The organism is Bacillus sp. FSL K6-3458 (assembly GCF_038005045.1).
Taxonomy (GTDB): Bacteria; Bacillota; Bacilli; order Bacillales; family Bacillaceae; genus Bacillus; species Bacillus altitudinis.
On the sequence record NZ_JBBOSI010000001.1, the window covers coordinates 2,191,601 to 2,214,717 of the forward strand.

At 43.9% G+C, this 23,117-nt stretch carries 17 protein-coding genes and 1 pseudogene; 6 read left to right on the forward strand and 12 right to left on the reverse strand.

What is annotated here, in order from left to right; all coding sequences use genetic code 11:
- Positions 1 to 120 precede the first annotated feature (120 nt).
- From dacB to MHH23_RS11750, 3 genes are all read left to right on the forward strand, one after another.
- On the forward strand, positions 121 to 1,605 hold the full coding sequence (dacB, locus tag MHH23_RS11740; RefSeq protein WP_268431749.1) for a D-alanyl-D-alanine carboxypeptidase/D-alanyl-D-alanine endopeptidase: 1,485 nt from the start codon (positions 121 to 123) through the stop codon (positions 1,603 to 1,605).
- A gap of 19 nt (positions 1,606 to 1,624) precedes the next feature.
- A complete protein-coding gene (locus MHH23_RS11745; RefSeq protein ID WP_057079442.1) occupies positions 1,625 to 2,992 on the forward strand; it encodes an MATE family efflux transporter in 1,368 nt (455 codons plus the stop codon).
- 64 nt (positions 2,993 to 3,056) lie between these two features.
- Positions 3,057 to 3,617, forward strand: a complete 561-nt coding sequence (locus MHH23_RS11750; protein ID WP_072368391.1) for a CatB-related O-acetyltransferase — start codon at positions 3,057 to 3,059, stop codon at positions 3,615 to 3,617.
- A gap of 26 nt (positions 3,618 to 3,643) precedes the next feature.
- Here the strand turns inward: MHH23_RS11750 and MHH23_RS20155 are convergent.
- Positions 3,644 to 8,541: pseudogene (locus MHH23_RS20155) on the reverse strand (hypothetical protein).
- Positions 8,542 to 8,715: 174 nt separating this feature from the next.
- On the opposite strand from MHH23_RS20155, the gene MHH23_RS11770 reads away from it, so the two are divergent.
- Positions 8,716 to 9,735 carry an LLM class flavin-dependent oxidoreductase gene (locus MHH23_RS11770; protein ID WP_072368519.1) on the forward strand — a complete coding sequence of 340 codons (1,020 nt, stop codon included), beginning with the start codon at positions 8,716 to 8,718 and terminating at the stop codon, positions 9,733 to 9,735.
- A 125-nt stretch (positions 9,736 to 9,860) separates the two neighbouring features.
- Here MHH23_RS11770 and MHH23_RS11775 read toward each other — a convergent pair whose 3' ends face one another.
- Together MHH23_RS11775 and MHH23_RS11780 are read right to left on the reverse strand one after the other, a co-directional pair.
- Positions 9,861 to 11,213 (reverse strand): IS1182 family transposase, encoded by a 1,353-nt coding sequence (locus MHH23_RS11775; RefSeq protein WP_340958755.1) that lies wholly within the window; start codon positions 11,211 to 11,213, stop codon positions 9,861 to 9,863.
- A gap of 130 nt (positions 11,214 to 11,343) precedes the next feature.
- Positions 11,344 to 11,964, reverse strand: a complete 621-nt coding sequence (locus MHH23_RS11780; protein WP_007499188.1) for an acetate uptake transporter — start codon at positions 11,962 to 11,964, stop codon at positions 11,344 to 11,346.
- Between the two features lie 148 nt (positions 11,965 to 12,112).
- Here MHH23_RS11780 and MHH23_RS11785 point away from each other — a divergent pair, with 148 nt between their 5' ends.
- Positions 12,113 to 12,934, forward strand: a complete 822-nt coding sequence (locus tag MHH23_RS11785) for a uroporphyrinogen-III synthase (protein WP_178930245.1) — start codon at positions 12,113 to 12,115, stop codon at positions 12,932 to 12,934.
- 39 nt (positions 12,935 to 12,973) lie between these two features.
- On the opposite strand, the gene MHH23_RS11790 is transcribed toward MHH23_RS11785, so the two are convergent.
- From MHH23_RS11790 to MHH23_RS11800, 3 genes are read right to left on the reverse strand one after another with little or no spacing between them, the layout of a single operon-like run.
- The gene (locus tag MHH23_RS11790) at positions 12,974 to 13,576 is read right to left on the reverse strand and encodes a DedA family protein (protein WP_268431987.1); all 603 of its coding nucleotides are present in this window, start codon (positions 13,574 to 13,576) and stop codon (positions 12,974 to 12,976) included.
- A 53-nt stretch (positions 13,577 to 13,629) separates the two neighbouring features.
- Positions 13,630 to 14,511: a UTP--glucose-1-phosphate uridylyltransferase GalU gene (galU, locus tag MHH23_RS11795; protein WP_340959535.1), complete on the reverse strand. Its 882-nt coding sequence runs from the start codon at positions 14,509 to 14,511 to the stop codon at positions 13,630 to 13,632.
- Between the two features lie 4 nt (positions 14,512 to 14,515).
- Positions 14,516 to 14,935 carry a GtrA family protein gene (locus tag MHH23_RS11800; protein ID WP_340959536.1) on the reverse strand — a complete coding sequence of 140 codons (420 nt, stop codon included), beginning with the start codon at positions 14,933 to 14,935 and terminating at the stop codon, positions 14,516 to 14,518.
- Positions 14,936 to 15,090: 155 nt separating this feature from the next.
- Here MHH23_RS11800 and MHH23_RS11805 point away from each other — a divergent pair, with 155 nt between their 5' ends.
- Complete coding sequence (locus tag MHH23_RS11805) at positions 15,091 to 15,321, forward strand: excisionase family DNA-binding protein (RefSeq protein ID WP_008346618.1); 231 nt, start codon at positions 15,091 to 15,093, stop codon at positions 15,319 to 15,321.
- A 43-nt stretch (positions 15,322 to 15,364) separates the two neighbouring features.
- On the opposite strand, the gene MHH23_RS11810 is transcribed toward MHH23_RS11805, so the two are convergent.
- From MHH23_RS11810 to MHH23_RS11835, 6 genes are all read right to left on the reverse strand, one after another.
- On the reverse strand, positions 15,365 to 16,516 hold the full coding sequence (locus MHH23_RS11810; protein ID WP_041507166.1) for a Ger(x)C family spore germination protein: 1,152 nt from the start codon (positions 16,514 to 16,516) through the stop codon (positions 15,365 to 15,367).
- Positions 16,462 to 17,562, reverse strand: coding sequence for a GerAB/ArcD/ProY family transporter (locus MHH23_RS11815; protein WP_340959537.1), 1,101 nt, complete (start codon positions 17,560 to 17,562; stop codon positions 16,462 to 16,464). Before MHH23_RS11815 ends, MHH23_RS11810 begins: the two co-directional genes overlap by 55 nt.
- Positions 17,563 to 17,574: 12 nt before the next feature.
- Positions 17,575 to 19,062, reverse strand: coding sequence for a spore germination protein (locus MHH23_RS11820; RefSeq protein WP_041507167.1), 1,488 nt, complete (start codon positions 19,060 to 19,062; stop codon positions 17,575 to 17,577).
- Between the two features lie 78 nt (positions 19,063 to 19,140).
- Positions 19,141 to 20,481, reverse strand: a complete 1,341-nt coding sequence (locus tag MHH23_RS11825; protein ID WP_340959539.1) for a (Fe-S)-binding protein — start codon at positions 20,479 to 20,481, stop codon at positions 19,141 to 19,143.
- Positions 20,478 to 21,887 (reverse strand): glycolate oxidase subunit GlcD, encoded by a 1,410-nt coding sequence (glcD, locus tag MHH23_RS11830; RefSeq protein ID WP_340959540.1) that lies wholly within the window; start codon positions 21,885 to 21,887, stop codon positions 20,478 to 20,480. Before glcD ends, MHH23_RS11825 begins: the two co-directional genes overlap by 4 nt.
- 77 nt (positions 21,888 to 21,964) lie before the next feature.
- The gene (locus MHH23_RS11835) at positions 21,965 to 23,098 is read right to left on the reverse strand and encodes a CdaR family transcriptional regulator (RefSeq protein ID WP_326111955.1); all 1,134 of its coding nucleotides are present in this window, start codon (positions 23,096 to 23,098) and stop codon (positions 21,965 to 21,967) included.
- Between the last annotated feature and the right edge of the window lie 19 nt (positions 23,099 to 23,117).

Sequence of the window (23,117 nt, forward strand, 5' to 3'; positions counted from 1 at the left end):
CAGTTTTCGTCAAAGAAAGCTGACTTTTCTGTTTAAAAAACCTTTGAGAACAAACGTTCTTTTGTGTATAATGAACATAATCTGCTAAATTTGGCTGCTTTTCTAAAAAGGAGGGATTGCGTGAAACGTTTCTCACAGGTCATGTTTTTACAACTATGTATTTTGTCGATGTTATTTCTCCCTTTTTCAGTGAAAGATGAACAACTAACGGCTCATGATGATCAATCAAAATGGATCACTTCTTTAGACGAATTCATTCGAACAGCACCTGATTTAGAGGGCGCAATTGCTGGCATCAGCGTACGCGATACTTCTGACACTTCTCTTCTTTATGAACATCAAGCGGACATCCGTCTGACTCCTGCTTCTAATATGAAATTACTCACATCTGCTATCGCACTCGATCTACTGGGTGAAACACACACTTTTCCAACAGACGTTTGGATAGATGGTTCAATTCACAAAAAAACATTGCACGGCAATCTTTATCTCCGAGGCACTGGAGACCCGACATTGTTAGAAAGCGATTTTGCCGCATTAGCCAAACAAGTCAAAAAGGCCGGAATACATACGATTCGTGGACAGCTTGCAGCTGATGATACTTGGTTTGATGACACAAGGTATTCCATCGATCTGCCGTGGAGTGATGAAGATCAATATTACGGCGCTCAAATATCTGCTCTTACTGCTTCACCGAATGAGGATTATGATGCAGGAACGATCATTCTCGAAGTCAAGCCGGGAAAGAAAGCAGGGCAGAAGGCCAGCTATGAGATGATCCCGAAGACTGACGTCGCTCAAGTTGTCAATCAAGTGAAAACTGTGCCAGAAGGCGGAAAGAAGAAAATATCTTTTAAACGCTCTCACGGTACAAACAAAATTACACTGACTGGAACGATTCCGCTAAAAGCATCCTCGTCTAAACAATGGGTCGCATTATGGGAACCGACAACGTATGCTTTAGACTTAATGAAACGAGCATTAAAGGCTGAGGGGGTTCAGCTGAAAGGACCACTCAAAACAAAACAAGTTCCTAAGAAAGCGAAAAAAATCGCTTCCCATTCATCAATGCCTTTATCCGATCTTCTTGTTCCGATGATGAAATTAAGCAATAATACACATGCAGAAATTCTGTTAAAAGAACTTGGGAAGCGGGTAAAGAACAAAGGGAGTTTTGACAAAGGGCTTGACGTGCTGAATGAACGTCTTCCTGCCTATGGCATAGATGCATCTATGACTGTGTTGAGAGACGGATCAGGCATATCACCGATTAACCTTGTTTCTGCAAATCAATTCACGTTATTTTTGACAAACATTCAAAAGGAAAAATGGTTTAACACCTATGTCCATGCACTTCCGTTAGCTGGGGCAAGTGAGCGTATGGTGGGAGGTACATTAAGAAATAGATTGAAAGAACCAGCTACACTAGAAAAAGTGCGTGCAAAAACAGGTACACTATCAACGGTCAGCACACTATCTGGATATATTGAAACGCAGAGTGGAAAAACGCTTGCTTTTTCCATCTTATTGAATCATCTCGTTGATGACGAAAAAGGAAAAGAGATAGAAGACCGCATTGTCAGCATGTTAGCTGAGGATCTTTAGACAGAGAAGGAGAACCATCATGACGTTAGATAATAATCAATCTTTAGTAAAAACCATGTCGATCTTTCTAATTCCACTTTTATTAAGCAATATTTTGCAATCAATTGGACAGCTTGTTTCCATTGTGCTTGTCGGTAGATGGATTGGAGAGGATGCAGTAGCTGCGATTTCTGCATTCTTTCCACTTTTCTTTTTACTTGTTTCTTTTTCCATTGGGATTGGATCAGGGAGCTCGATCCTGATTGGACAAGCATACGGAGCAAAAAATGAGCAGAGGTTAAAGGAAATTATCGGTACAACGCTTTCGTTCACCTTTTTAATCGGACTTTCTTTAGCTATCATTGGAGGTTTTTTTGCCACAGATATTTTACATCTGATGGGGACACCTGCAAATATTGTGGAGGAAAGTGCGGCATATGCCAGAATCCTATTCATCTCCATGCCCATCTTATTTCTTTATTTTGTCTATACAACTTTTTTACGAGGAACAGGAGATTCAAAAACACCATTTTATTTCTTAATGATTAGTACAGGAACCAATATTTTATTGCTGCCAATTTTATTATTCGGCTGGCTTGGTTTACCGGCATTTGGTTTATATGGTGCTGCGTATTCTTCTGTGATTTCTACAATCGTTACGTTTATCATTCTTCATATCTATCTTTATAAAACAAAGCACCCGCTGCGCATTGATGCGTCGGTTAGAAAGCATTTATTGATGAAAGGGGATTTATTAAAAACGCTATTAAAGTTAAGTATCCCTTCTAGTATTAATATGATTCTCATTTCTTTATCAGAAATTGCTGTCATTTCTTTTGTCAACGATTATGGATCACAGGCGACCGCAGCTTATGGCGTTGTCAACCAAGTTGTAAGTTATGTACAGATGCCCGCAGTGAGCCTTGGTATTGCAGTATCTATTTTCGCCGCACAATTCATTGGCGCAGGAAACATGAATCGTTTGAAAGATGTCATTAAAATTGGGCTGGGGCTAAACTTTGCGATAGGCGGATTGATTATTATTTTCGTCTATATTTTCGCACCGCAAATTTTATCTATCTTTTTAACAGATCCTGCAACGATTGACATTGCATATAGTTTGGTCGTGATTACCCTATGGAGCTATCTCATTTTCGGAACAGCACAAATCGTTGCAGCCACAATGAGAGCAAGTGGCACAGTTCTATGGCCGACCATCTTTAGTATTTGTTCCATTTGGCTTGTTGAAGTACCAGTGGCTTATGTGCTATCACACCATACATCGCTTGGGATCAAAGGAATCTGGATAGGATATCCTGCAGCCTTTTTTGTAAACTTATTGCTCCAATACGGCTATTATCGACTGGTATGGAAGAAAAAGCAGATCGTTGCACTTGTCCAATCATAATGTGAGCCTATCATCTGGCATATATATACGAAGATCGATTACTTTGTAGGGGGTCTGATCTTCTATGTTTTTAAACCAAAGAAGTGAGCTCAGTTCGTATGATATCGGTGACTTCACTTATGCTGGACCAGATTTTCAAGTCTTGACGTGGGGAGAAGGAACAACGCTGAATGTAGGAAAGTTTTGTTCCATCGCAAACGAAGTAAAAGTTTTTCTTGGTGGTGAACACCGAACAGATTGGGTCACCACATATCCCTTTAATCAAATTTTCACAGATGCTGCCCACATTGAAGGACATCCACGATCAAAAGGGGATGTGTGTATAGGGCACGATGTTTGGATTGGATATGGAGCAACAATCATGTCAGGGGTACAGATAGGAAACGGGGCAGTCATTGGAGCAAATAGTCTGATTACAAAAGATGTGCCTCCATATGCGATTGTCGCAGGGAACCCGCAGCGTCTCATGAAATATCGGTTTTCTTCTGATATCATTGAAAAACTTCAGTTGTTAGAATGGTGGAATTTAGAGTTTACCGTCATCCAATCTATTTTTCACCTCTTACAATCTAATGATATCGAACATTGTATAAAAGTTATAGAAGACATAAAAAAGAAAGGCTGAAAAGCCTTTCTTTTTTCTTTTTTTGCTTAACTGAGCCGTATGATGGTCAAGGTTGCTCCGGCCGCACCACCACCGCCAACTAATATAGCTGTGACAACCACTCCAAAAAACTGCAGTGAAATAGTATTACCAGCTGTTAAATTAACAATGACAGTATTGTTAATAAATGAAGTAGAGATAGTAGGTGATTGAACAGAACCAGAAATAGTATTTGTTCCATTTAACAGCAAACGCGTATTAATCAAAAGTGCTGTAGTGGTGTTGACTTGATACGTAATATAATATTTACCTGTTTGCAGAACGGTAAAAACCGTACTTGTGCCGTTTGCTGTAAAACCGGTAATGTTTTGAAAGTTCGGCAATGGAATATTCGTTCCCGAGGCTACAGTAACAATGGTAGGACCAGAACTATTAGCAGCATATAGTGCTGTATCCGTAAAACCACCTGTTCCAGTAGGTCCGGTAGCACCCGTGATACCTGTAGCGCCAGTCGGACCAGTTGAACCCGTGATACCTGTAGCGCCAGTCGGACCAGTTGAACCCGTGATACCAGTAGCACCAGTAGCTCCAGTTGCACCCGTGATACCGGTTGCCCCAGTTGCCCCTGTGCTACCAGTGACCCCAGTAGATCCGGTTGAACCTGTGATTCCCGTGGCTCCAGTAGGTCCGGTTGAACCTGTGATACCCGTGGCACCAGTTTCTCCAGTTGAACCTGTGATTCCCGTAGCTCCAGTCGGACCAGTTGGTCCAGTGATACCAGTGACCCCAGTCGGACCGGTTGAACCTGTAATTCCTGTAGCACCAGTAGCTCCAGTTGAACCTGTGATACCCGTGGCCCCAGTAGCTCCAGTTGCACCGTGATACCAGTAGCTCCAGTCGGATCCGGTTGAACCTGTGATTCCCGTGGCTCCAGTAGGTCCGGTTGAACCTGTGATACCCGTGGCACCAGTAGCTCCAGTTCTCCAGTTGAACCTGTGATTCCCGTAGCTCCAGTCGGACCAGTTGGTCCAGTTGAGTGACCCCAGTAGGTCCCACCTGTGATTCCTGTAGCACCAGTAGCTCCAGTTGAACCTGTGATACCAGTAGCACCAGTAGCTCCGGTTGAACCAGTGTCGGACCGGTTACCTGTGATTCCGTGGCACCAGTGTAATTCCTGATTAGCACCAGTAGCTCCAGTTGCACCCGTGATACCAGTAGCACCAGTCGGACCGGTTGCACCTGTGATTCCCGTAGCTCCAGTTGACCAGTTGGTCCTGTGATACCAGTGGCCCCAGTTAGCTCCGGTTGCACCTGTGATACCAGTAGCACCAGTGGCTCCCCCAGTGGCCCAGCTCCAGTTGCACCACCCGTGATACCAGTTGCACCCGTGCAGTAGCACCAGTCGATTCCCGTGGCACCAGTAGCTCCAGTTGCACCCGTGATACCAGTAGCCTGTCACACCAGTGGCACCAGTAGGTCCGGTTGAACCTGTGATACCAGTAGCACCAGTAGGTCCGGTTTGAACCAGTGTGACCATAGTGATACCCACCCCAGTCGGACCGGTTGAACCTGTAATTCCTGTAGCACCACCAGTGGCACCAGTAGCTCCAGTTGAACCCGTGATACCAGTAGCTCCAGTCGGACCACCTGTGATACCCGTGGTCCCAGTAGGTCCGGTTGCACCTGTAATTCCTGTGCACCAGTCGGACCAGTTGGTCCAGTGCTGCCCGTGCCCCAGTAGCCACCAGTAGGTCCGGTTGAACCTGTTGAGTACCGGTTGTGATACCAGTAGCACCAGTAGGTCCAGTTGCACCTGTGATACCAGTAGCTCCAGTCGGACCAGTAGGTCCAGTTGCACCAGTAGCTCCGGTTACCCAGTGGCCCCAGTAGGTCCGGTTGAACCTGTGATACCAGTAGCACCAGTAGGTCCAGTTGCACCTGTGATAGCACCAGTAGCACCAGTAGGTCCGGTTGAAGCAGTAGCACCAGTAGGTCCGGTTGCACCTGTGATACCAGTAGCACCAGTAGGTCCAGTTGCACCTGTGATACCAGTAGCACCAGTGGTCCGGTTACCAGTAGCACCAGTAGCTCCAGTTGTCAGTCGGACCAGTAGGTCCAGTTGCACCTGTGATACCAGTAGCAGGTCCCACCCGTGGCCCCAGTAGTTGCACCTGTGTCCTGTGTACCAGTAGCACCAGTACCGGTTGTGATACCAGTAGCCAGTAGGTCCGGTTGAACCTGTGATACCAGTAGCACCAGTAGGTCCAGTTGAACCTGTGATACCAGTAGCACCAGTAGGTCCAGTTGAACCTGTGATACCAGTAGCACCAGTAGGTCCGGTTGCACCTGTGATCCCAGTAGGACCCCAGTGCACCTGTGATACCAGCCCCAGTAGCTCCAGTTGCACCTGTGATACCAGTAGCACCAGTAGGTCCAGTTGCACCTGTGATGCCAGTAGGTCCCACCTGTGTACCAGTAGCACCAGTAGGTCCGGTTGCACCTGTGATTCCCGTGGCACCAGTAGCTCCAGTTGCACCTGTGATTCCCGTGGCCCCAGTAGCTCCAGTTGCACCCGTGATACCAGTAGCACCAGTCGGACCGGTTGCACCTGTGATTCCCGTAGCTCCAGTCGGACCAGTTGGTCCAGTGCACCTGTGCCCGTCACACCAGTGTAGCCCCAGTAGGTCCGGTTGAACCTGTGATACCCGTAGGCCAGTCGGACCAGTTGGTCCAGCTGCTGCCCGTCACACCAGTGGCCCCAGTAGGTCCGGTTGTGTGACCCCGTGGCCCCAGTAGCTCCAGTTGAACCTGTGCTACCAGTGACCCCAGTCGGACCGGTTGAACCTGTGATACCAGTAGCACCAGTAGGCACCAGTAGGTCCGGTTGAACCTGTGATACCAGTAGCACCAGTAGGTCCGGTTGAACCTGTGATACCAGTGGCCCCAGTAGGTCCGGTTGAACCTGTGATACCCGTGGCCCCAGTAGCTCCAGTTGCACCGGTTGAACCTGTGATACCCGTGGCCCCAGTAGCTCCAGTTGTGTGATACCAGTGCTACCAGTGACCCCAGTCGGACCGGTTGAACCTGTGATACCAGTAGCACCAGTAGCACCAGTAGGTCCGGTTGAACCTGTGATACCCGTGGCCCCAGTAGGTCCGGTTGAACCTGTGATACCAGTAGCACCAGTAGGTCCGGTTGCACCTGTGATACCAGTAGCACCAGTAGGTCCGGTTGCACCTGTGATACCAGTAGCACCAGTCGGACCAGTAGGTCCAGTTGCACCTGTGATACCAGTAGCACCAGTAGGTCCGGTTGAACCTGTGATACCAGTAGCACCAGTAGCTCCAGTTGCACCCGTGATGCCAGTGGCCCCAGTAGGTCCGGTTGAACCTGTGATACCAGTGGCCCCAGTAGGTCCGGTTGAACCTGTAATTCCTGTAGCACCAGTAGCTCCAGTTGCACCTGTGATACCAGTAGCACCAGTAGGTCCGGTTGAACCTGTGATACCCGTGGCACCAGTAGGTCCGGTTGAACCTGTGATACCCGTGGCCCCAGTAGCTCCAGTTGAACCCGTGATACCAGTAGCACCAGTCGGACCGGTTGCACCTGTGATTCCCGTAGCTCCAGTCGGACCAGTTGGTCCAGTGCTGCCCGTCACACCAGTGGCCCCAGTAGGTCCGGTTGAACCAGTTGCCCCCGTGCTACCAGTGACCCCAGTCGGACCGGTTGAACCTGTGCTACCAGTAGCACCAGTAGCTCCGGTTGCACCTGTGCTACCAGTAGGTCCGGTTGAACCAGTGCTACCCGTGGCACCTGTAATTCCTGTAGCACCAGTAGCTCCAGTTGCACCGGTTGAACCTGTGCTACCCGTGGCCCCAGTAGCTCCAGTTGAACCTGTAATTCCTGTAGCACCAGTAGGTCCGGTTGAACCTGTAATTCCTGTAGCACCAGTAGGTCCAGTTGAACCTGTGATACCCGTGGCACCAGTAGGTCCGGTTGAACCTGTAATTCCTGTAGCACCAGTAGGTCCAGTTGAACCTGTGATACCCGTGGCCCCAGTAGCTCCAGTTGCACCGGTTGAACCTGTGATACCCGTGGCCCCAGTAGCTCCAGTTGAACCTGTGCTACCAGTGACCCCAGTCGGACCGGTTGCACCTGTGATACCAGTAGCACCAGTAGGTCCGGTTGAACCTGTGATACCCGTGGCACCAGTTTCTCCAGTTGAACCTGTGATTCCCGTAGCTCCAGTCGGACCGGTTGCACCTGTGATACCTGTTGCACCAGTAATTCCTGTAGCTCCAGTGCTGCCCGTTACTCCAGTAGAACCTGGAGCACCAGGTGCTGCCAAAAGCGTATAATCCGGGGACGTATCTGGCGTACCTAAAGGTGGAGCAGAGTTCACAATATACGTACCACCTTCATAAGTGACCACTTGACCGACTGAATACATTGATGCTCTTTCTGGATCATATGTTTCAATACCACTTAATCCTACCCCTGTAGGGCCAGTTGGGCCAGTTTCCCCAGAAGCCGCCAAAAGGGTATAGTCGGGGGAAAGTCCAGGTATTCCTGAGGGAGCATCTACCTTAGCAATATAAGTACTGCCATTATACGTGACAACTTGACCAGCCTCGTAATCTTGTGATTGTGAGGGGTTAAAAGGGAGGACACCGGTTAATCCGCCAGCAGGTCCGGTTGGTCCGGTAGGCCCAACCGGACCTGCTGGGCCTCTTCGTCCAACCCTTTGAATTATTTTTGATTGTTTTTCTCCTTTTGCACAAGACGGATCCCCTTGAGGTCTGTTTTGTTTTGAATGTTCTTGTTTAATAAAAGGACAGTCTCTTCTTTGAGGACGGTCATGACGTGATCTTTTGTAATGAGGCTGCTCATGATATCTACCGCAAAAGGGACATTTGTGATCGAATTGATTGTACAAATTGCCCATCTCCTAAAATTGATATTTCATTCTATGTACGAATTTTTAAATCGGAAGTAAAATCTAGAAAATTCATCATTTCGAAAATCATCGAATCAAATCATTTAAAAGTTAAATCGTTTTATGTTATGGTGTTGAAAGAATGAAACTAGTATGATTTTTGAAAGAAATGGGGCATCATGTATGAGTCAATCAGTTTTACAACGTGCAGCATATTCCGTGTTAAATTTATCCTCTGTAACAGAAGGTGGCACAATCAAAGCGTCATTTGAACATAGTATGGATTTAGCAAAAAAAGCTGAGAAGTGGGGCTACCATAGATATTGGCTTGCGGAGCATCATAATATGGAAGGGGTTGCGAGTTCAGCAACATCCGTCTTGATTGGACATATTGCTGGAGGGACTGAAAAGATCCGGGTTGGTTCTGGAGGGATTATGCTTCCAAACCATTCTTCACTCGTCATTGCAGAACAATTTGGAACACTGGAGACTTTGTATCCAGGGAGAATTGATTTAGGTCTTGGCAGGGCACCAGGAACAGATCAGTTAACGGCAAGGGCACTTAGACGTAATCTTCATAATGGGGAGGATTTCCCTGAGCAGCTTGAAGAACTTCGGCAATATTTCAAACCGACTGGTCAGGTCAAAAAACATGTAAGAGCCGTTCCGGGAGAAGGATTGGATATACCAATTTGGCTTCTTGGTTCAAGTGGTTTTAGTGCAAGGCTTGCAGGAGAACTGGGACTGCCATTTGCCTTTGCGGCACATTTCTCCCCTAAAAATACCATTCCTGCTTTAGAATTATACAGACAGTCATTTCAACCTTCAGATGTGTTAAAAGAACCTTATGCGATGGTTGGTGTGACGGTTTTTGCTGCTGATCAAACAGAGCGGGCTGAATATTTGGCGACGTCTCATTATCAGCGCTTCTTGAGCCTCATTCGCAATACACCAGGAAAACTCAAAGCCCCTGTTGAAAGTATGGATGGGCTATGGAGTCCATATGAGAAGGCGATGGTGGACGAACAATTAAGTTCGACGATGATCGGGGATAAACAAAAGGTGAAAAAAGAGTTAGAAGCCTTTATTGAGGCGACTCAAGCAGATGAAGTCATGATTAATTCTGATATGTTTGACCATCAAGAAAGAATGCGTTCTTATGAAATCATTGCAGAGATATTTCAAGAGGAACAAGAAAAATAAGAATAAAAAAAGAACTGCCAAGAGCAGTTCTCAGATTGTAGAGAAACTCATGTTTTTCTACAATCTTTTTTATTTTCATCGTAATGATGATGGATGAGATTGAATGAAAAAGGCCTCCCACACACCTAACCTAGCTTCGCTAGATGTGTGGCAATCTTCTTCATGTTCTGACAGGCAGCTGTGAGAAGCACTTGCTCACTCACATTTTGTTTTCCCCTCAACCGGCAGTAGCGAAGCCCGTGCAGTTGTTTTGAATCTGCAAAGCTTCGCTCTATTTTTTCTTTTCTTTTTTTATATAGCTCTTTTCCAGAGACAGATAGACGATTTTGTCTGATCCTTTCTTTATGTTCTTCCCATATGTGTCTTGAGATGACTTTTTGATGATTTTTCGACCTTGTGCATCTTTCAAGGAAAGGACACGATGTACATTTTTTAGGATCTGATTTGTAGAACCTATAACCTTTTCGATCAGTTGTTGTATATAATAGCTTCTCACCATTTGGGCATATGTAATGATCATGTTCAGAGTCATACTTGAATTTCCACTTCTCAAATAAACCTCTTGTTGGATGAAAGCGTCTATGTGCGATGACACCAAAAATACGGCGATCTGATAAACCTTTACAGATTGGGGTTGTCAAATAACCAGAATCAAGGGCAACAGCTTCTACTTGAAAACCAAATCGTGCGATTTGGTGATCCAACCGATCAAGATACGGAACAGAATCATGGACATTACCGGGCGTGATGTGGGCATCCGTGATGATATTGTACTTCATATCCGTTGTACGGTGGTCTAGGTAGAAAAAGCCTTCTGGCTTGTTTTCACGATAAAGATAGCCACTTTCAGGATCAGTCGTACTTTGACGAATGTCTTTTTCCGTTTTCACCTCCTCTTTTACCTTTAAGGGCTTTTTTCCGTGTGCCACCCGATCTTCTTGGATCGCTTCTTCTAAATCATTTATATAGTTCTGGGTATCCTGCTCAATCGTTTTTCTCATATATTTATGTTTATTGGCATTGGCTTTAAGATGAGTGGAGTCAGTAAAAAGAACGCGGCCTCCTACCATATCATGATTGATAGCTTGAAGCACGATCTCGTCGAAAATGTCTTGAAAAATCGTTGTATCTTTGAATCGAGTACGACGATTCCAGCTAATGGTCGAGTGATGAGGAACGGGGTCATTGATGTTCAAACCTAAAAACCATCTATACGCCATGTTATAGTAAATTTCTTTTTCAAGTTGTCTTTCAGAACGGATACCATACAGGTATCCGATGAACATCATTTTGAACAAAATGAGTGGATCGAGAGAAGGACGACCTTTATTCTCACTATAATATGGTTTTACTTTGTCTATGATAAATGAAAAATCAATGTATTGATCAATTTTACGAAGTAGGTGATCCTCTTCGACCAGTTGATCTAGTAATACAAATTCGGCTTCGTGCTGAGAAGAATTTCTAGTGTGGAACATGAGAAAAACACCTTCCTTTAGTATGCTTTTCTCTATTATAAAATGGGGTAGTGGAAAATTTAAGGGGAAAAATAAAGCTGTCGAGATTTTCTCGACAGCCTGAGAACTGCCAAGAGCAGTTCTTTTTTATTTATGCTTTAGTAAACACGCGAAATGGTTGTCCAACTGGCAGTACTGTACGACCAAAATGTGTATTCAGCACAACAGCTGCAGAACCATAAAATGAAAGAAGAGAAATAATCAATTCTGCAATACCAGCCATCGTATGAGTCACATCGTACATCACACCAAACGAGCTTAGGGACAGGCCAATGAATAAGAAATCAATAAAGACGAAAATCAAAAACAATACTTTATGTGTTTCCATTGCACCGATCGTCATAAATAAGCTGAAAATCAAATAACCAATAAAAGCAAAACCTAGTTGTTTTGGGTCCGCAGCTCCCGCAAGCGTTTTCCCAAAAACGCCCGCTTGAATGAGCCAAGTGGTTCCAACGCCCATCCAAAAAAGACCGAATGCGCCGAAGGCAGTGGCTCCAAAAATATTATGATGCTTTGAATCTTGTATGGACGCAATCAGCTGCGCGATTCCTCCAAGGAAGATAGCCCAAGGTAAAATAAGGGATGTGCCATCTGTGATTCCTAGTTTTTGTGAAGACGCAACAAGCGTCACCATTGCTAAACCAAACAAACCAAGTGGTGTTGGGTCTGCGATTGATAATCGAATTGCTTGAACATTCTGTTTTTCCATAATGACCTCCTACAATTTGCACTTACAAAAGATACTCGAATTCGATAGAAACGTCAAGCTCTTTTTTAGTAGACACTTGCAACGTCTTCCAAATAAATCTATATTTAATACAATACATCATACATGTGATAGAAAAAGAGGGATGAGAATGAGTAAAGGCTTAGCTGGAAAGACCATTGCCATATGCGGAACAAGAAAAACAGAAGAAATGCGTACACTTGTTGAAAAGCAAGGAGGACAAGCTGTTATTCGTTCTCTTCAGGGCACTGTATTTTTAGCCAAAGAGGAATTGAAGCCAGGCATAGAAACCTTTGTAAATAAGGGAGCTGACTGGGTCATTTTAACAACGGGTATCGGCACAGACACATTAATTGAAAGTGCAAAAGAGCTCCAGCTTGGAGAAGCTTTTATGAACATTTTATCAAGTGCCCATATCGCTTCAAGAGGATACAAAACGTTCGCGGCTCTAAAAAAACACGGCATTCAGCCAGATGTTTCTGATGAAGATGGAACCGTTCGTGACCTCATTTCAAAGTTAGAAGACAAAGAACTTCAAGGTAAACGGGTCATGGTACAGCTTCACGGTGAAAATGCACCAGCTCTCATTGATTTTTTACATCACAAGGGAGCAGACGTTTTGCAGCTCATGCCATATCAGCACACACCCCCTGAACCAGAGGCGGCGTACACTTTGCTTCAAGAAATGAAAGAAGGGAAGGTCCATGCCGTTTGTTTTACAACTGCTGTTCAGGTTCATGCCTTTTTCAAACTAGCAGAAGAATGGGACAAAAAAGAAGAACTGCAACATCTATTCGAGCAGCATGTATTAGCTGTAGCTGTTGGAAAAGTCACAGCTGAAGCATTAAAAGAAGAGGGGATAAGCCGCATTCTAGCCCCATCACTTGAAAGAATGGGTGCAATGATTATGGAATTATCTCAATATATGAAAAAACAATCGACGCACGCATAGAAAAAAAGCCTTTCACATGACGAGTGAAAGGCGTTTTCGTTAGATTGTCCGTTTTCGATTTGTGCGAATTTTTTTCAAAATGAAATACAGTACGATGAGAACGATGGCCATGACCATAATTGGTGTTGTATACGTGTGAGCGACACTTTGAATGTGGTCCCATTTTGTCCCAAGCTGCATTCCAAGATAAATAAATAGGATGGACCAAGGGATGGCGGCTAATCCGGTCAAAAGAACAAATTTGAGAAATGGCATCTTTGCAATACCAGCTGGAATCGAGATCGCGTGGCGCACGACTGGGATAAAACGAGCTGTAAATACGACACCAGTTCCATATCGGTCAAACCAGCGTTCTGCCGTGGCAATATGATGCTCATGGATGAATAAATACTTCCCATACTTTGTTAAAAAAGGTCTTCCGCCGTAAAGGCCGATCCAGTAAATAAAGCACTGGGCAAGTGTTCCTCCAATAACCCCAGCGATGACGGCTCCAACAAATCCAATGCTTCCTGTTGACACCATATATCCGCCGTAGGCAAGTACAATTTCACTCGGAATAATTTCAATCATCAGTCCAAGTGCAACACCTGCGTAACCAAGGCTTGTCAGCCAGGTTAAAATTTCATTAAACAAGGTTCCCATTCATTTCACTCTGCCTTTAAATACGAATTTTCTTCAAGCATCCTTATAAGAGCCTATGCTTGTTTTGCTTCTCTCATGAGTATGCTTTGCATATATGCTAGCATGGCTGGCCGCATATCATGACGCATCAATCCAATTTCAGCCGCTGCCTTAAATGAGCCCAGCTTATCACCAACGTCAAATCTCATCCCATCTAATTGTTTTGCATAAATGGGTGATTCATGTGCAATGATTTTCAGGGCATCTGTCAGCTGGATTTCGTTCCCAGCACCTCTCTCGATTCCTTGTAGAATAGGAAAAATCGATGGTGTTAACAGATACCTGCCCATCACGGCTAAATCGGAAGGAGCTTCATGAATAGCTGGCTTTTCCACTAAGTCTGTGACTTCAAACACTTGACCGTCTAATCTAGCTGGTCTTATCATACCATACTTACTGACATCTAGACGATCCACTTGCTGGACGCCAATGACCTCTCTTTGTTTGTCTTCAAAGACTTCCATGAGCTGAGAGAGTGCAGGTCTTTCTGACACCATGACATCATCACCTAAAAGGACCGCAAAAGGATCATTGCCAGTAAAATGACGTGCACATAATACCGCATGTCCAAGACCTAAGGGCTCCTTTTGACGAATATAATGAATATTGGCCATATCCGCAATATGTTTGATTTCAGCCAGCTGTTCTTTTTTTCCTTTTTCAAGCAACGTGTGTTCTAGCTCAATCGAACGGTCAAAGTGATCTTCAATCGATTTTTTATTTCTTCCTGTGATAATCAGTATATCTTCAATGCCTGATTGAACAGCCTCCTCAACTATGTATTGAATGGCGGGTTTGTCGATAATCGGCAGCATTTCCTTTGGCTGTGCTTTCGTTGCGGGTAAAAAACGTGTGCCTAATCCGGCTGCTGGTATAACGGCTTTTTTAATGTTCATTGAATCATCGCTCCATTTCTGATCGTTTGTTTTCTGATGGAAACACCCATAGGCGGCTTCCAGTAAAAGTGATCATCATGCCAAGAAGGGTACCAATCGCTTTACTAATGAACAATGAGAAGCCTGCTTGCTGCATGACATATAAGACAACATAGGTGAGGAAACACGCGACGCCGTTGACTGTGGCCCACTTGATCCATTCCCACCTGTCCGCTTTCTTTTTTACTTGGAACGTCCATTTTCGATTCCAAACATAACTGTTCAGCATTCCTGCTGTATAGGACAGGCACTGTGCAAGAAAAGAGGGAACAAAGCAAGCAGTGAAAAAAAAGAAGAACAGAAAGTCAATCATCGTATTGCTTGCGCCTATAGTTAAAAATGTGGCATAGGTCCGAATATTTTTCTTTGTCATGCGAAGGATCATCACCTCCTAGTGTTTGAGTGGGTGTATGAATACTGTACAAAAGCGAGTTGACGAATCAGTGAAGAAAAGATGAAAAAAACATGAACAAGCGATATCTGTTTTTTCACCAGCTCGTGATATAATTTGTAAGATGAAACGAACGGTGGTGCACATGCATGTATTTAACAATTGGAGAAACAGCTGAATACTTAGAAGTATCAGAAGCATATGTTGAAAAATTAATCCAGCAAAAAAAGATTCGTTACGTATTTGACGGGGAATCGTATCTCATTTATCAAGGGCAGTTTCAAACTCATATGAAACAGCTAGAACAATATAAAGAGCTCATTCAAGACATCTTAAATGAACCAATCCCTGAGGACCCGGACGTAAAAGATGAAGATTAAAAAAGACTGTACGAGAAGGGAGAACCTTTTCATACAGTCTTTTTTATTGGCTGACACCCGTTTGGACAATGTTCATATGACAATTCACTTGGACATCTGCATCAGGGTAGAGTTTTTGCCATTCCTCCGGTGTCATGGCTTTATCTTTAGAGCGATACCTCAAACCAAGTCCAAGTGGATCAATTTTTTGCTTTTTAAAGGATTGAACAAGGTCTTGCCCTTGCTGGGCCACACGCTTCTCCACTTCTTTTTCAACATGCTGCAAGATAGAAGGCGTATCGATTTTTTTTGATTTCATGAATTCTTTTAACTCACCTTTCAGCTTGATATCAATGGTGATATGAGGCTTTTTTGAAAGGTTTTCAGTTGGTTTAATGTGATAAGACACATGTGATTTGATATTTTCAATAACAACATGGGTTTTCTTTTTGTCATTAAATCGAAACTCATAAATCCCGTTTTTATGATTTTCAATCATCGCTTTAAACGTAAACGTATCTTCCCCTGGAATATGCCCAACCATTTTTTCTTGATCGAAAAGAGCGACACCTGACACTTTAATAGAGTTGCTTGTATTTTTAATATAAGGGAGGTAGGCATCCACGCCTTTTGCCATCATCTGATTCATAAAAATATGCTGATTGGTCACAGGTTGATTGCCGTTTCGCATGTTTTGAGCCAGTAAATCTGAAAGATATACACCGATATTTAAGTTGGTTTGATTCATTTTTGTATGCAATAAATCTTCAACTTCTCCGTCTACTATGGCAAATACTTGACGAGACCCAATGATCGGATCACGATAGATGTAATTCATCAAATCAATCATACCCACTTCTTTCGCCAGCTTTTCACTTATTAAAATCACGAGTACTTGTCCCATGACAACGGGGAAAGGCGATTTTTCCGAAACAAGAAACTGAATATTACTAATGGTATTTGACTTAGCACTTACAATTTGATAGCTTCCTTGTTCTTCGCTTTTAAAAACAGGGAAAACAAAGAAGCCCTTCATTTCTCCATCTTCCAATAAGTCAAATCCCGCCGCCTGCGAGATACTTAATTCATCTAAGAGACGAGGCTGTGCACAGCTCGTTAAGAAAAGACTCAATAACATGAGACATATCAGAATAGAATGTTTCATGTTCGTTTTTTCACCCACCTTTTTTTCAGCAGCAGCCCAATGATCATACATCCAATCAATCCATAGATGAGGATGTATCCGCTATATTCCACCCATTTATTAAATGTCTCAAATGAGGTAGCTCTAATAAAAAATGAAAACATGACGAGAATGAGAAGGCTGAGAACTATTAACGTGGTGCGCTGGCTCGTTTGAAACACTTGTTTTGCCATTCTGCTGGCTGCCCATAATGGAATAGCGATATTTGGAACGATAAGCAAAAGCCATAGCGACACTTCAATAAATTCAAAGCGCTGGATAAACGGAAGTTTGACAATGCTGGTTAATGTCAATGTTGGCCATTTCGTTAGTTCGAGCTGAGCACTTGAGTAGTACGCTATAGAGACGAGAAATACAAGCAAATTCAGGCATGTCGTTAGCAACACTCCCATATGTGCAAATTTTTGCGACGTTTGTGCTTTTTTAATAAAGGGATAATAGACAAGCAATGTTCCAAAACCAAACATGGATAAAGAGGCATCTTTGACCCCCATCATGAGTTGTGAAAATGAATGATCAAACATTGGGAACATAAACCGGATGTGACTATATTTCATGACATAAAAACAGATAAAGGTCATCCAGTACGTTAGAACAATGCTAAAGAATGCCCAGCCAGCGATTGTTCTAAATCCGCCTGTGTGAATGTAATAGACGAGGATGAGCAGCACTGATGCAAATAAAAGACCAGGAATTTCTTTAAACAGCCAAACATGGATCACATCCATATAATGAACAAGCACGATCAAAGATAATGAAGAAAAATACAAAATGTAGAGAATGTTGATGAATTGTCCAAGCCATTTACCAAACACAGATTGCGTAATGTCACTAAATTCGTCAGTAGGTGCTTTTTTAAACAAAAAGTAAATGAGGAAAATCATCAAATTGACGCTAGCACCAGCAATTAAAATGGCAATCCACCCATCATTATTAATCGTCCGGACAAGATTCGTCTGGAAATTTAAAATACCAACACCTACTTGATTGGCATTGATCAGAAAAAACACAAAAAAAGGGGATACTTGAAATTTTTCTTTCACAGAAGAAGAGCTCATGCCTTCACTTCCTTATTCATAAAAATCATTTTTCCCCTTACGGCCTTGCTTTGGCTTTTGGCGGTGTATCGTTTCATTTTGCGGGCGTAAATTTTCTGGACGCTTTTTCAAAAAGCGGAGCTGGGGACGAATTAAACTCCCCTTTAAATCGGCCAATCGAAGTGGAAAGATTGGCTCTAAGTAGGGCTGGCCTATAGACGTTAATTTCATTAAATGTGTAAGAAGAAAAGCCCCCATTAGCGAAATCCCTAGCGCTCCCCACACTTGTGCAGCAAAAAGGAATGGGAAACGTAAGAGACGAATGGTTGTCCCCATTTTATAAATAGGGGTGACAAAAGAGGCAAGAGCTGATAATGCAACTATAATGAGCAGGATATTACTTGTTAATCCCGCTGCAACCGCAGCCTGTCCGATCACAATACCTCCAACAATCCCGAGCGTCTGTCCGACTTTTGCAGGAAGGCGAGACCCGGCTTCCCTAAGTAGCTCAATCGATATCTCTAAAAATAATGCTTCAATAATAGGCGGAAAGGGAACGAGATAGCGTGATGCTACTATCGTTTCTAATAAGTCCTTAGGAATCAGTTCATAGTGAAACGTTAAAACAGCTACATACAAAGGGGTTGCAAAAATAGAAAATATCACTGCAAAAATGCGTAACAGCCGAAAGGAGGATGCTGCGATCCAAGACATGTTATAGTCTTCCATTGTAGAAAAATACTCGAGTAAAATTGTAGGTGCAAGCAGGGTATGAGGCGAACCGTCAACCATAATGGCTATTTTTCCTTCCGTTAGACCTGAGGAAACCCTGTCTGGCCGTTCTGTATTTAAAAACAATGGAAAGATTGTATTGGACACATCATAAAGCATTTGCGCAAGATAGTTAGAATCTAGAATTTGGTCATAGTCAACATCTTGAATCCGCTGAAGAACGGTTTCAATGTTCTGTGGGTTGGCGATATCCTCTATGTATACAACGGCTACTTTCGTTTGAGAAAGGGTACCAACTGTGTGTTCAACTACTTTAAGGTCAGGAGTGGGCAGCCTGCGTCTGAGCAAGTTTAAGTTTGTATCCAGCCCTTCCACAAAGGCTTCCTGCGCACTGATAATCCCGAATTCAATCTCAGGTTGGCTCACTTGTCTGCCTTTCTTTTCTTCAATCGGCAAAAGGAGCGCTTTGCCCCAGTCTGTCTCAATTCGAACAGCAATACTGCCTCGATGAAGAGCTTCTTCCACTTTTTGAAGGTCCCTCGTAATCACAGCTTGTTCGATTGGGATGTGTTCTTTCAGCTCTTCAAGGGTGGGTGTCAGATGCAATTGCTGAATAAAAGGCAAGATTTGTTCATGAAGGAGATTGCCATTAATTAAAGGACGAAAAAAAGAAATTCTATAAAGGAAACCTCCGGAACTTGATAATTCATTGATAAAATCAGAGGAACGCGATAGTGCCTCAAATACTGAATTCGGGTCTTTCTGTTTTGATTTGTTTTTCTTCAGCACTTGAACCATCTCCTTCCGCGATTTTCCTCTATTATCCAACCAATCGTCTGAAGATATGCATAAAAAAAGCGTTCAGCTTCATGAGCTGGACGCTTTTTTTCCATATTGAACGGCTTCTAATAAAAAGTCAGCCAGATGAATCGCTCTCATGCTAGGCGTATGTCCTGCCTTTTTGACGCCTGCTGCCATTTGTAATTGACAGCCTGGATTCGACGTCACAATGGCAGCTGCAGCTGTGTTGCTCGCTTCCGTCATTTTATGATCTAAAATTTGCATCGACATGTCTGGCTGCAAGATATTGTAGATTCCTGCAGATCCGCAGCAGCGGCCGGCATCTTTCATTTCTTTAAACGTTACCCCTTGAATGGCTTTCATGAGCACCCTCGGCGCCTGTTGTACATTCATCCCATTTCGTAAATGACAGGAGTCTTGATAGGTGATCACTTGCGCTGGCAAAACCAGTGGCACGCGGCGGTGAAACTCCAGCTCTACAAGGATACTTGATATATCTGTTATTTTCTGTGAGAAAGCTTTACTTCGTTTTTGAAAATCTGGGTCATCCTGAAGCAAATGATCGTAATCACTTAAAAAGGCACCGCAGCCGCCCGCGTTCATGATGATCGCATCGGCATCTGTTTCCTCGAATGCTTCAATATTCCGCTTAGCTAACTGTTTTGCTTGGTCTTTTTCTCCGCTATGACCATGTAGCGCACCGCAGCACGTTTGTATAGGAGGAACGATCACATCGCAGCCTGCCAGCTGCAAGAGATGAATGGTCGCTTTGTTTGTGTTTGAGAAAACTGTATCCATTAAACAGCCAGTAAAAAACGCCACCCGTTTTTTTGCCTGACCGATGGCTTTATATTCATTCAAACGTTTTTTCTTTTGAGGCGGCACCTTTGGAAGTGCCTGTTCCATCAACTGTAAATGGGAGGGAAGCACCTTCAGTATGCGCGTCTTCCTGGCGGCTGTTTGCAGACCAGATGTTTGATAAAATCGAAGGAAACTAGCAGCTTGTCGCATACGACTTTGTGACGGAAAGAGACCTTTAAACACAACACGTCTCATCAATTTGACAGGAAATGATTGTTTTTTATGTTGTTGAATAATGTCTCTGGCATCTTCTAGCAACTGTCCATACTTGACGCCAGAAGGGCAGACTGGTTCACATGCACGGCAGCCAAGACAAAGATTAAGGGAATGTTCAACATCTTCATCTGGCTCAATGACGCCATCTCTTACAGCTTTCATTAACGCAATTCGGCCCCGAGGAGAGTGCGTTTCTTGTTGTCCAGATTCAATATAGGTAGGGCAGGAAGGGAGGCAGAATCCGCAGCGCATGCAATTAAGCAGCTCCTTTTCATCCATTTGCTCCTGAAACTGCTGCTGGATCTCTTTTTGCTTAGAAGAAGAACTCATGAGACCACCACTCGCTTTCTTGAGGCTTTTCCAAACACTTTATCTGGGTTCATGATATTTGCCGGGTCAAGTGCCTGTTTAATCGCCTTCATGGCAGCGATTCCTTCTTTTTTGACCTTCAGCTCCAAATAGGGGGCTTTCATGAGACCCACGCCATGTTCGCCTGTAATGGTGCCGCCAAGTGCAACGGCTTTTTCAAAAATGGCCTGAAAGGCAGCTTCTACACGTTTCATTTCTTCTTCATTTCTTGCATCTGTCGCACAAGTGGGGTGTAAGTTGCCATCACCTGCATGACCAAACGTACAAATGTTCACCTCGTACTTTCGTGCAATGTCTTCGATTGCACGAACCATATTGGCAATTTCAGACCGGGGAACGGTAGCATCTTCTAAAATCGTTGTAGGACTTAATCGAGCGAGGGCAGATAAAGCAGAGCGTCTCGCTGTTAAGAGCGCACTTGCCTCTTCTTCTGAATGTGCAATCTTGACGCTTTTAGCCCCGTGCTGCTCACAGACTTCTGCGATTTTTTGGATATCACGAGAAACAGCTTCAGGGTTGCCGTCCTGTTCAATTAATAACACAGCTTGAACGTCGGTGGGCAGGCCGATGTTTGCAAAATCTTCAACGACTTCAAGGGTCGGCTGATCCATAAATTCTAATGTAGCAGGAATGATACGCTCAGCAATGATGGCCGATACAGAAGTCGCAGCTTCTTCAAGGCTTTCGTATAAACAAAGCATTGTTTGTTTCGTTTCTGGAAGCGGCAGGAGCTTTAGCACTGCTTCTGTGACAATCCCGATTGTTCCTTCTGAACCAACGAACAATCGAGTCATATCATACCCAGCAACATCTTTTGCAAGCTTTCCGCCTGTTTTGATGATGTCACCATTTGGCAAAACCACTTCAAGCCCAAGGACATAATCTCTTGTCACTCCATACTTTAACCCCCGCAGTCCCCCTGAATTTTCGTTAATATTGCCGCCTAATGTGGAAATTTTCATAGAGCTTGGATCAGGCGGGTAGAAGAGACCTTTTTCCTCTACTTGATGAATCAATTCCTGCGTAATTAAGCCAGGCTGCACCGTTGCGGTTAAATTTTCTTCGTCTATTTCTAATAATTGATTCATTCTAGTAAAGAGAATCACCAATCCGCCCTGAGTAGGGCATGTTCCTGCGCACAGATTCGTCCCTGAGCCTCTTGGGACGATCGGCACTTTGTAAGAGGCGCACAGTTTCACAATTTGCTGCACTTCTTCTGCTGTGCGAGGTGTCACGATGGCATCTGGCATCTGTTGAAAATTTGGTGTCGCATCATAAGAGTAGGCAAGACGATCCGCCTTGCTGTCTTGGACATTGGGCGCACCGACAATCTCTTTTAATTGATTTGAAAATTCTGAATCTAGCATATGCAATCACTCCCGCTCATTTAACGTCTCGTTTCTACCAGTATAAAAAAAGAACCGTCACATGACTATAGACGATTCTACAAAATATCAGGCTGTTTTATCGTATTTTTTGTATCATGATCTAAAAGCAGCAAGGCTAAATAAAAAAGCATCGCATCTTGCATGCGCTTTGGATCAAGTGTCGTTAAATCCTGGATCCGTTTTAATCTGTAATGAAGTGTATTAATATGGACATGCATAGTTTCTGCTGTATGTTTCAATGAGTAATCCGAAGCGATGAGCACCCGCAATGTTTTCACTAGTTCAGGATAGGGGAAAAGGGACGCAATCGTTCGATCAAGAAACGTATCTTTTGTTTCCTGACTAATTTCCTCCATAAAAAGTTCAAGCGTCAAATCTTCATCAAACACAATGGGTGTTTCAGCATGTGCCAATTTTAAAGCGCGAAAAGCTTGATGAAAGGACTGCTTCATGACATGAGAAGCTGCTGGTTTTCCTGCCCCCATTAAAATCCTCGATGGTGACAACGCTGTGAGCGCAGCATGAATATGGAACAAGCGCTTGTGCCATGTATCACGACCATCTGGTGTGGCTTGTAGCATGAGCAAAAAACGTGCATGCCCCCAGCGCACAATGATCTCCTGATTGGTGAGGTGCAATTTGTCCTTCATCAGTTTGTATTGATCCTGCTTCATAAACGATTCGTCTTGACAATCAATGAGAATAGCGACACGCTGCTTGTTGACATCAAAGCCAAGCCGCTGCGCCTTCTCGGTCATACCAACCGCTGTCTCTGGCAGATGAAGCCAGTCGAATACAAATGCTTCAAGCTGCCGTTCATCTGTTTCCGTTTCTTGAAAGAATTCATGCTCTTGAATGAGCAGCTCCGTCATTTTACGTAAAATGTCGCCAAAAGGGGAGACATGCCTAGGATCACCTGTCATTCCAATGACCCCAATGACTTCTTGTTTAAAATAAATAGGCAGATTGATACCGGCTTTGACGCCTTTCATCTGCAGCACATCATCCTTTGTGAGAATTCGTTTCTGCCCTTCTAAGGATGTGACATATGCTCCTTCATGAAATTGACCAATGCGTGCTGGATCTGTTGCAGCAATAATGGTACCGTTTGTTTGTGTGATGATGATTTCTTCCGTCAGTACCTTTTTGACCTCATCTACGATTTTTTCTGCCAGTGTCATTGTGAGCAAAACGGTCCCCTCCGAGATG

Bases quoted from the DNA above. Each gene is read 5' to 3' on its own strand.
- MHH23_RS11745 (WP_057079442.1), top strand. From the start codon at position 1,625: ATGACGTTAGATAATAATCAATCTTTAGTAAAAACCATGTCGATCTTT.
- MHH23_RS11750 (WP_072368391.1), top strand. From the start codon at position 3,057: ATGTTTTTAAACCAAAGAAGTGAGCTCAGTTCGTATGATATCGGTGAC.
- MHH23_RS11770 (WP_072368519.1), top strand. From the start codon at position 8,716: ATGAGTCAATCAGTTTTACAACGTGCAGCATATTCCGTGTTAAATTTA.
- MHH23_RS11775 (WP_340958755.1), bottom strand. From the start codon at position 11,213: ATGTTCCACACTAGAAATTCTTCTCAGCACGAAGCCGAATTTGTATTA.
- MHH23_RS11780 (WP_007499188.1), bottom strand. From the start codon at position 11,964: ATGGAAAAACAGAATGTTCAAGCAATTCGATTATCAATCGCAGACCCA.
- MHH23_RS11785 (WP_178930245.1), top strand. From the start codon at position 12,113: ATGAGTAAAGGCTTAGCTGGAAAGACCATTGCCATATGCGGAACAAGA.
- MHH23_RS11790 (WP_268431987.1), bottom strand. From the start codon at position 13,576: ATGGGAACCTTGTTTAATGAAATTTTAACCTGGCTGACAAGCCTTGGT.
- galU (WP_340959535.1), bottom strand. From the start codon at position 14,511: ATGAACATTAAAAAAGCCGTTATACCAGCAGCCGGATTAGGCACACGT.
- MHH23_RS11800 (WP_340959536.1), bottom strand. From the start codon at position 14,935: ATGATCCTTCGCATGACAAAGAAAAATATTCGGACCTATGCCACATTT.
- MHH23_RS11805 (WP_008346618.1), top strand. From the start codon at position 15,091: ATGTATTTAACAATTGGAGAAACAGCTGAATACTTAGAAGTATCAGAA.
- MHH23_RS11810 (WP_041507166.1), bottom strand. From the start codon at position 16,516: ATGTATGATCATTGGGCTGCTGCTGAAAAAAAGGTGGGTGAAAAAACG.
- MHH23_RS11815 (WP_340959537.1), bottom strand. From the start codon at position 17,562: ATGAGCTCTTCTTCTGTGAAAGAAAAATTTCAAGTATCCCCTTTTTTT.
- MHH23_RS11825 (WP_340959539.1), bottom strand. From the start codon at position 20,481: ATGAGTTCTTCTTCTAAGCAAAAAGAGATCCAGCAGCAGTTTCAGGAG.
- glcD (WP_340959540.1), bottom strand. From the start codon at position 21,887: ATGCTAGATTCAGAATTTTCAAATCAATTAAAAGAGATTGTCGGTGCG.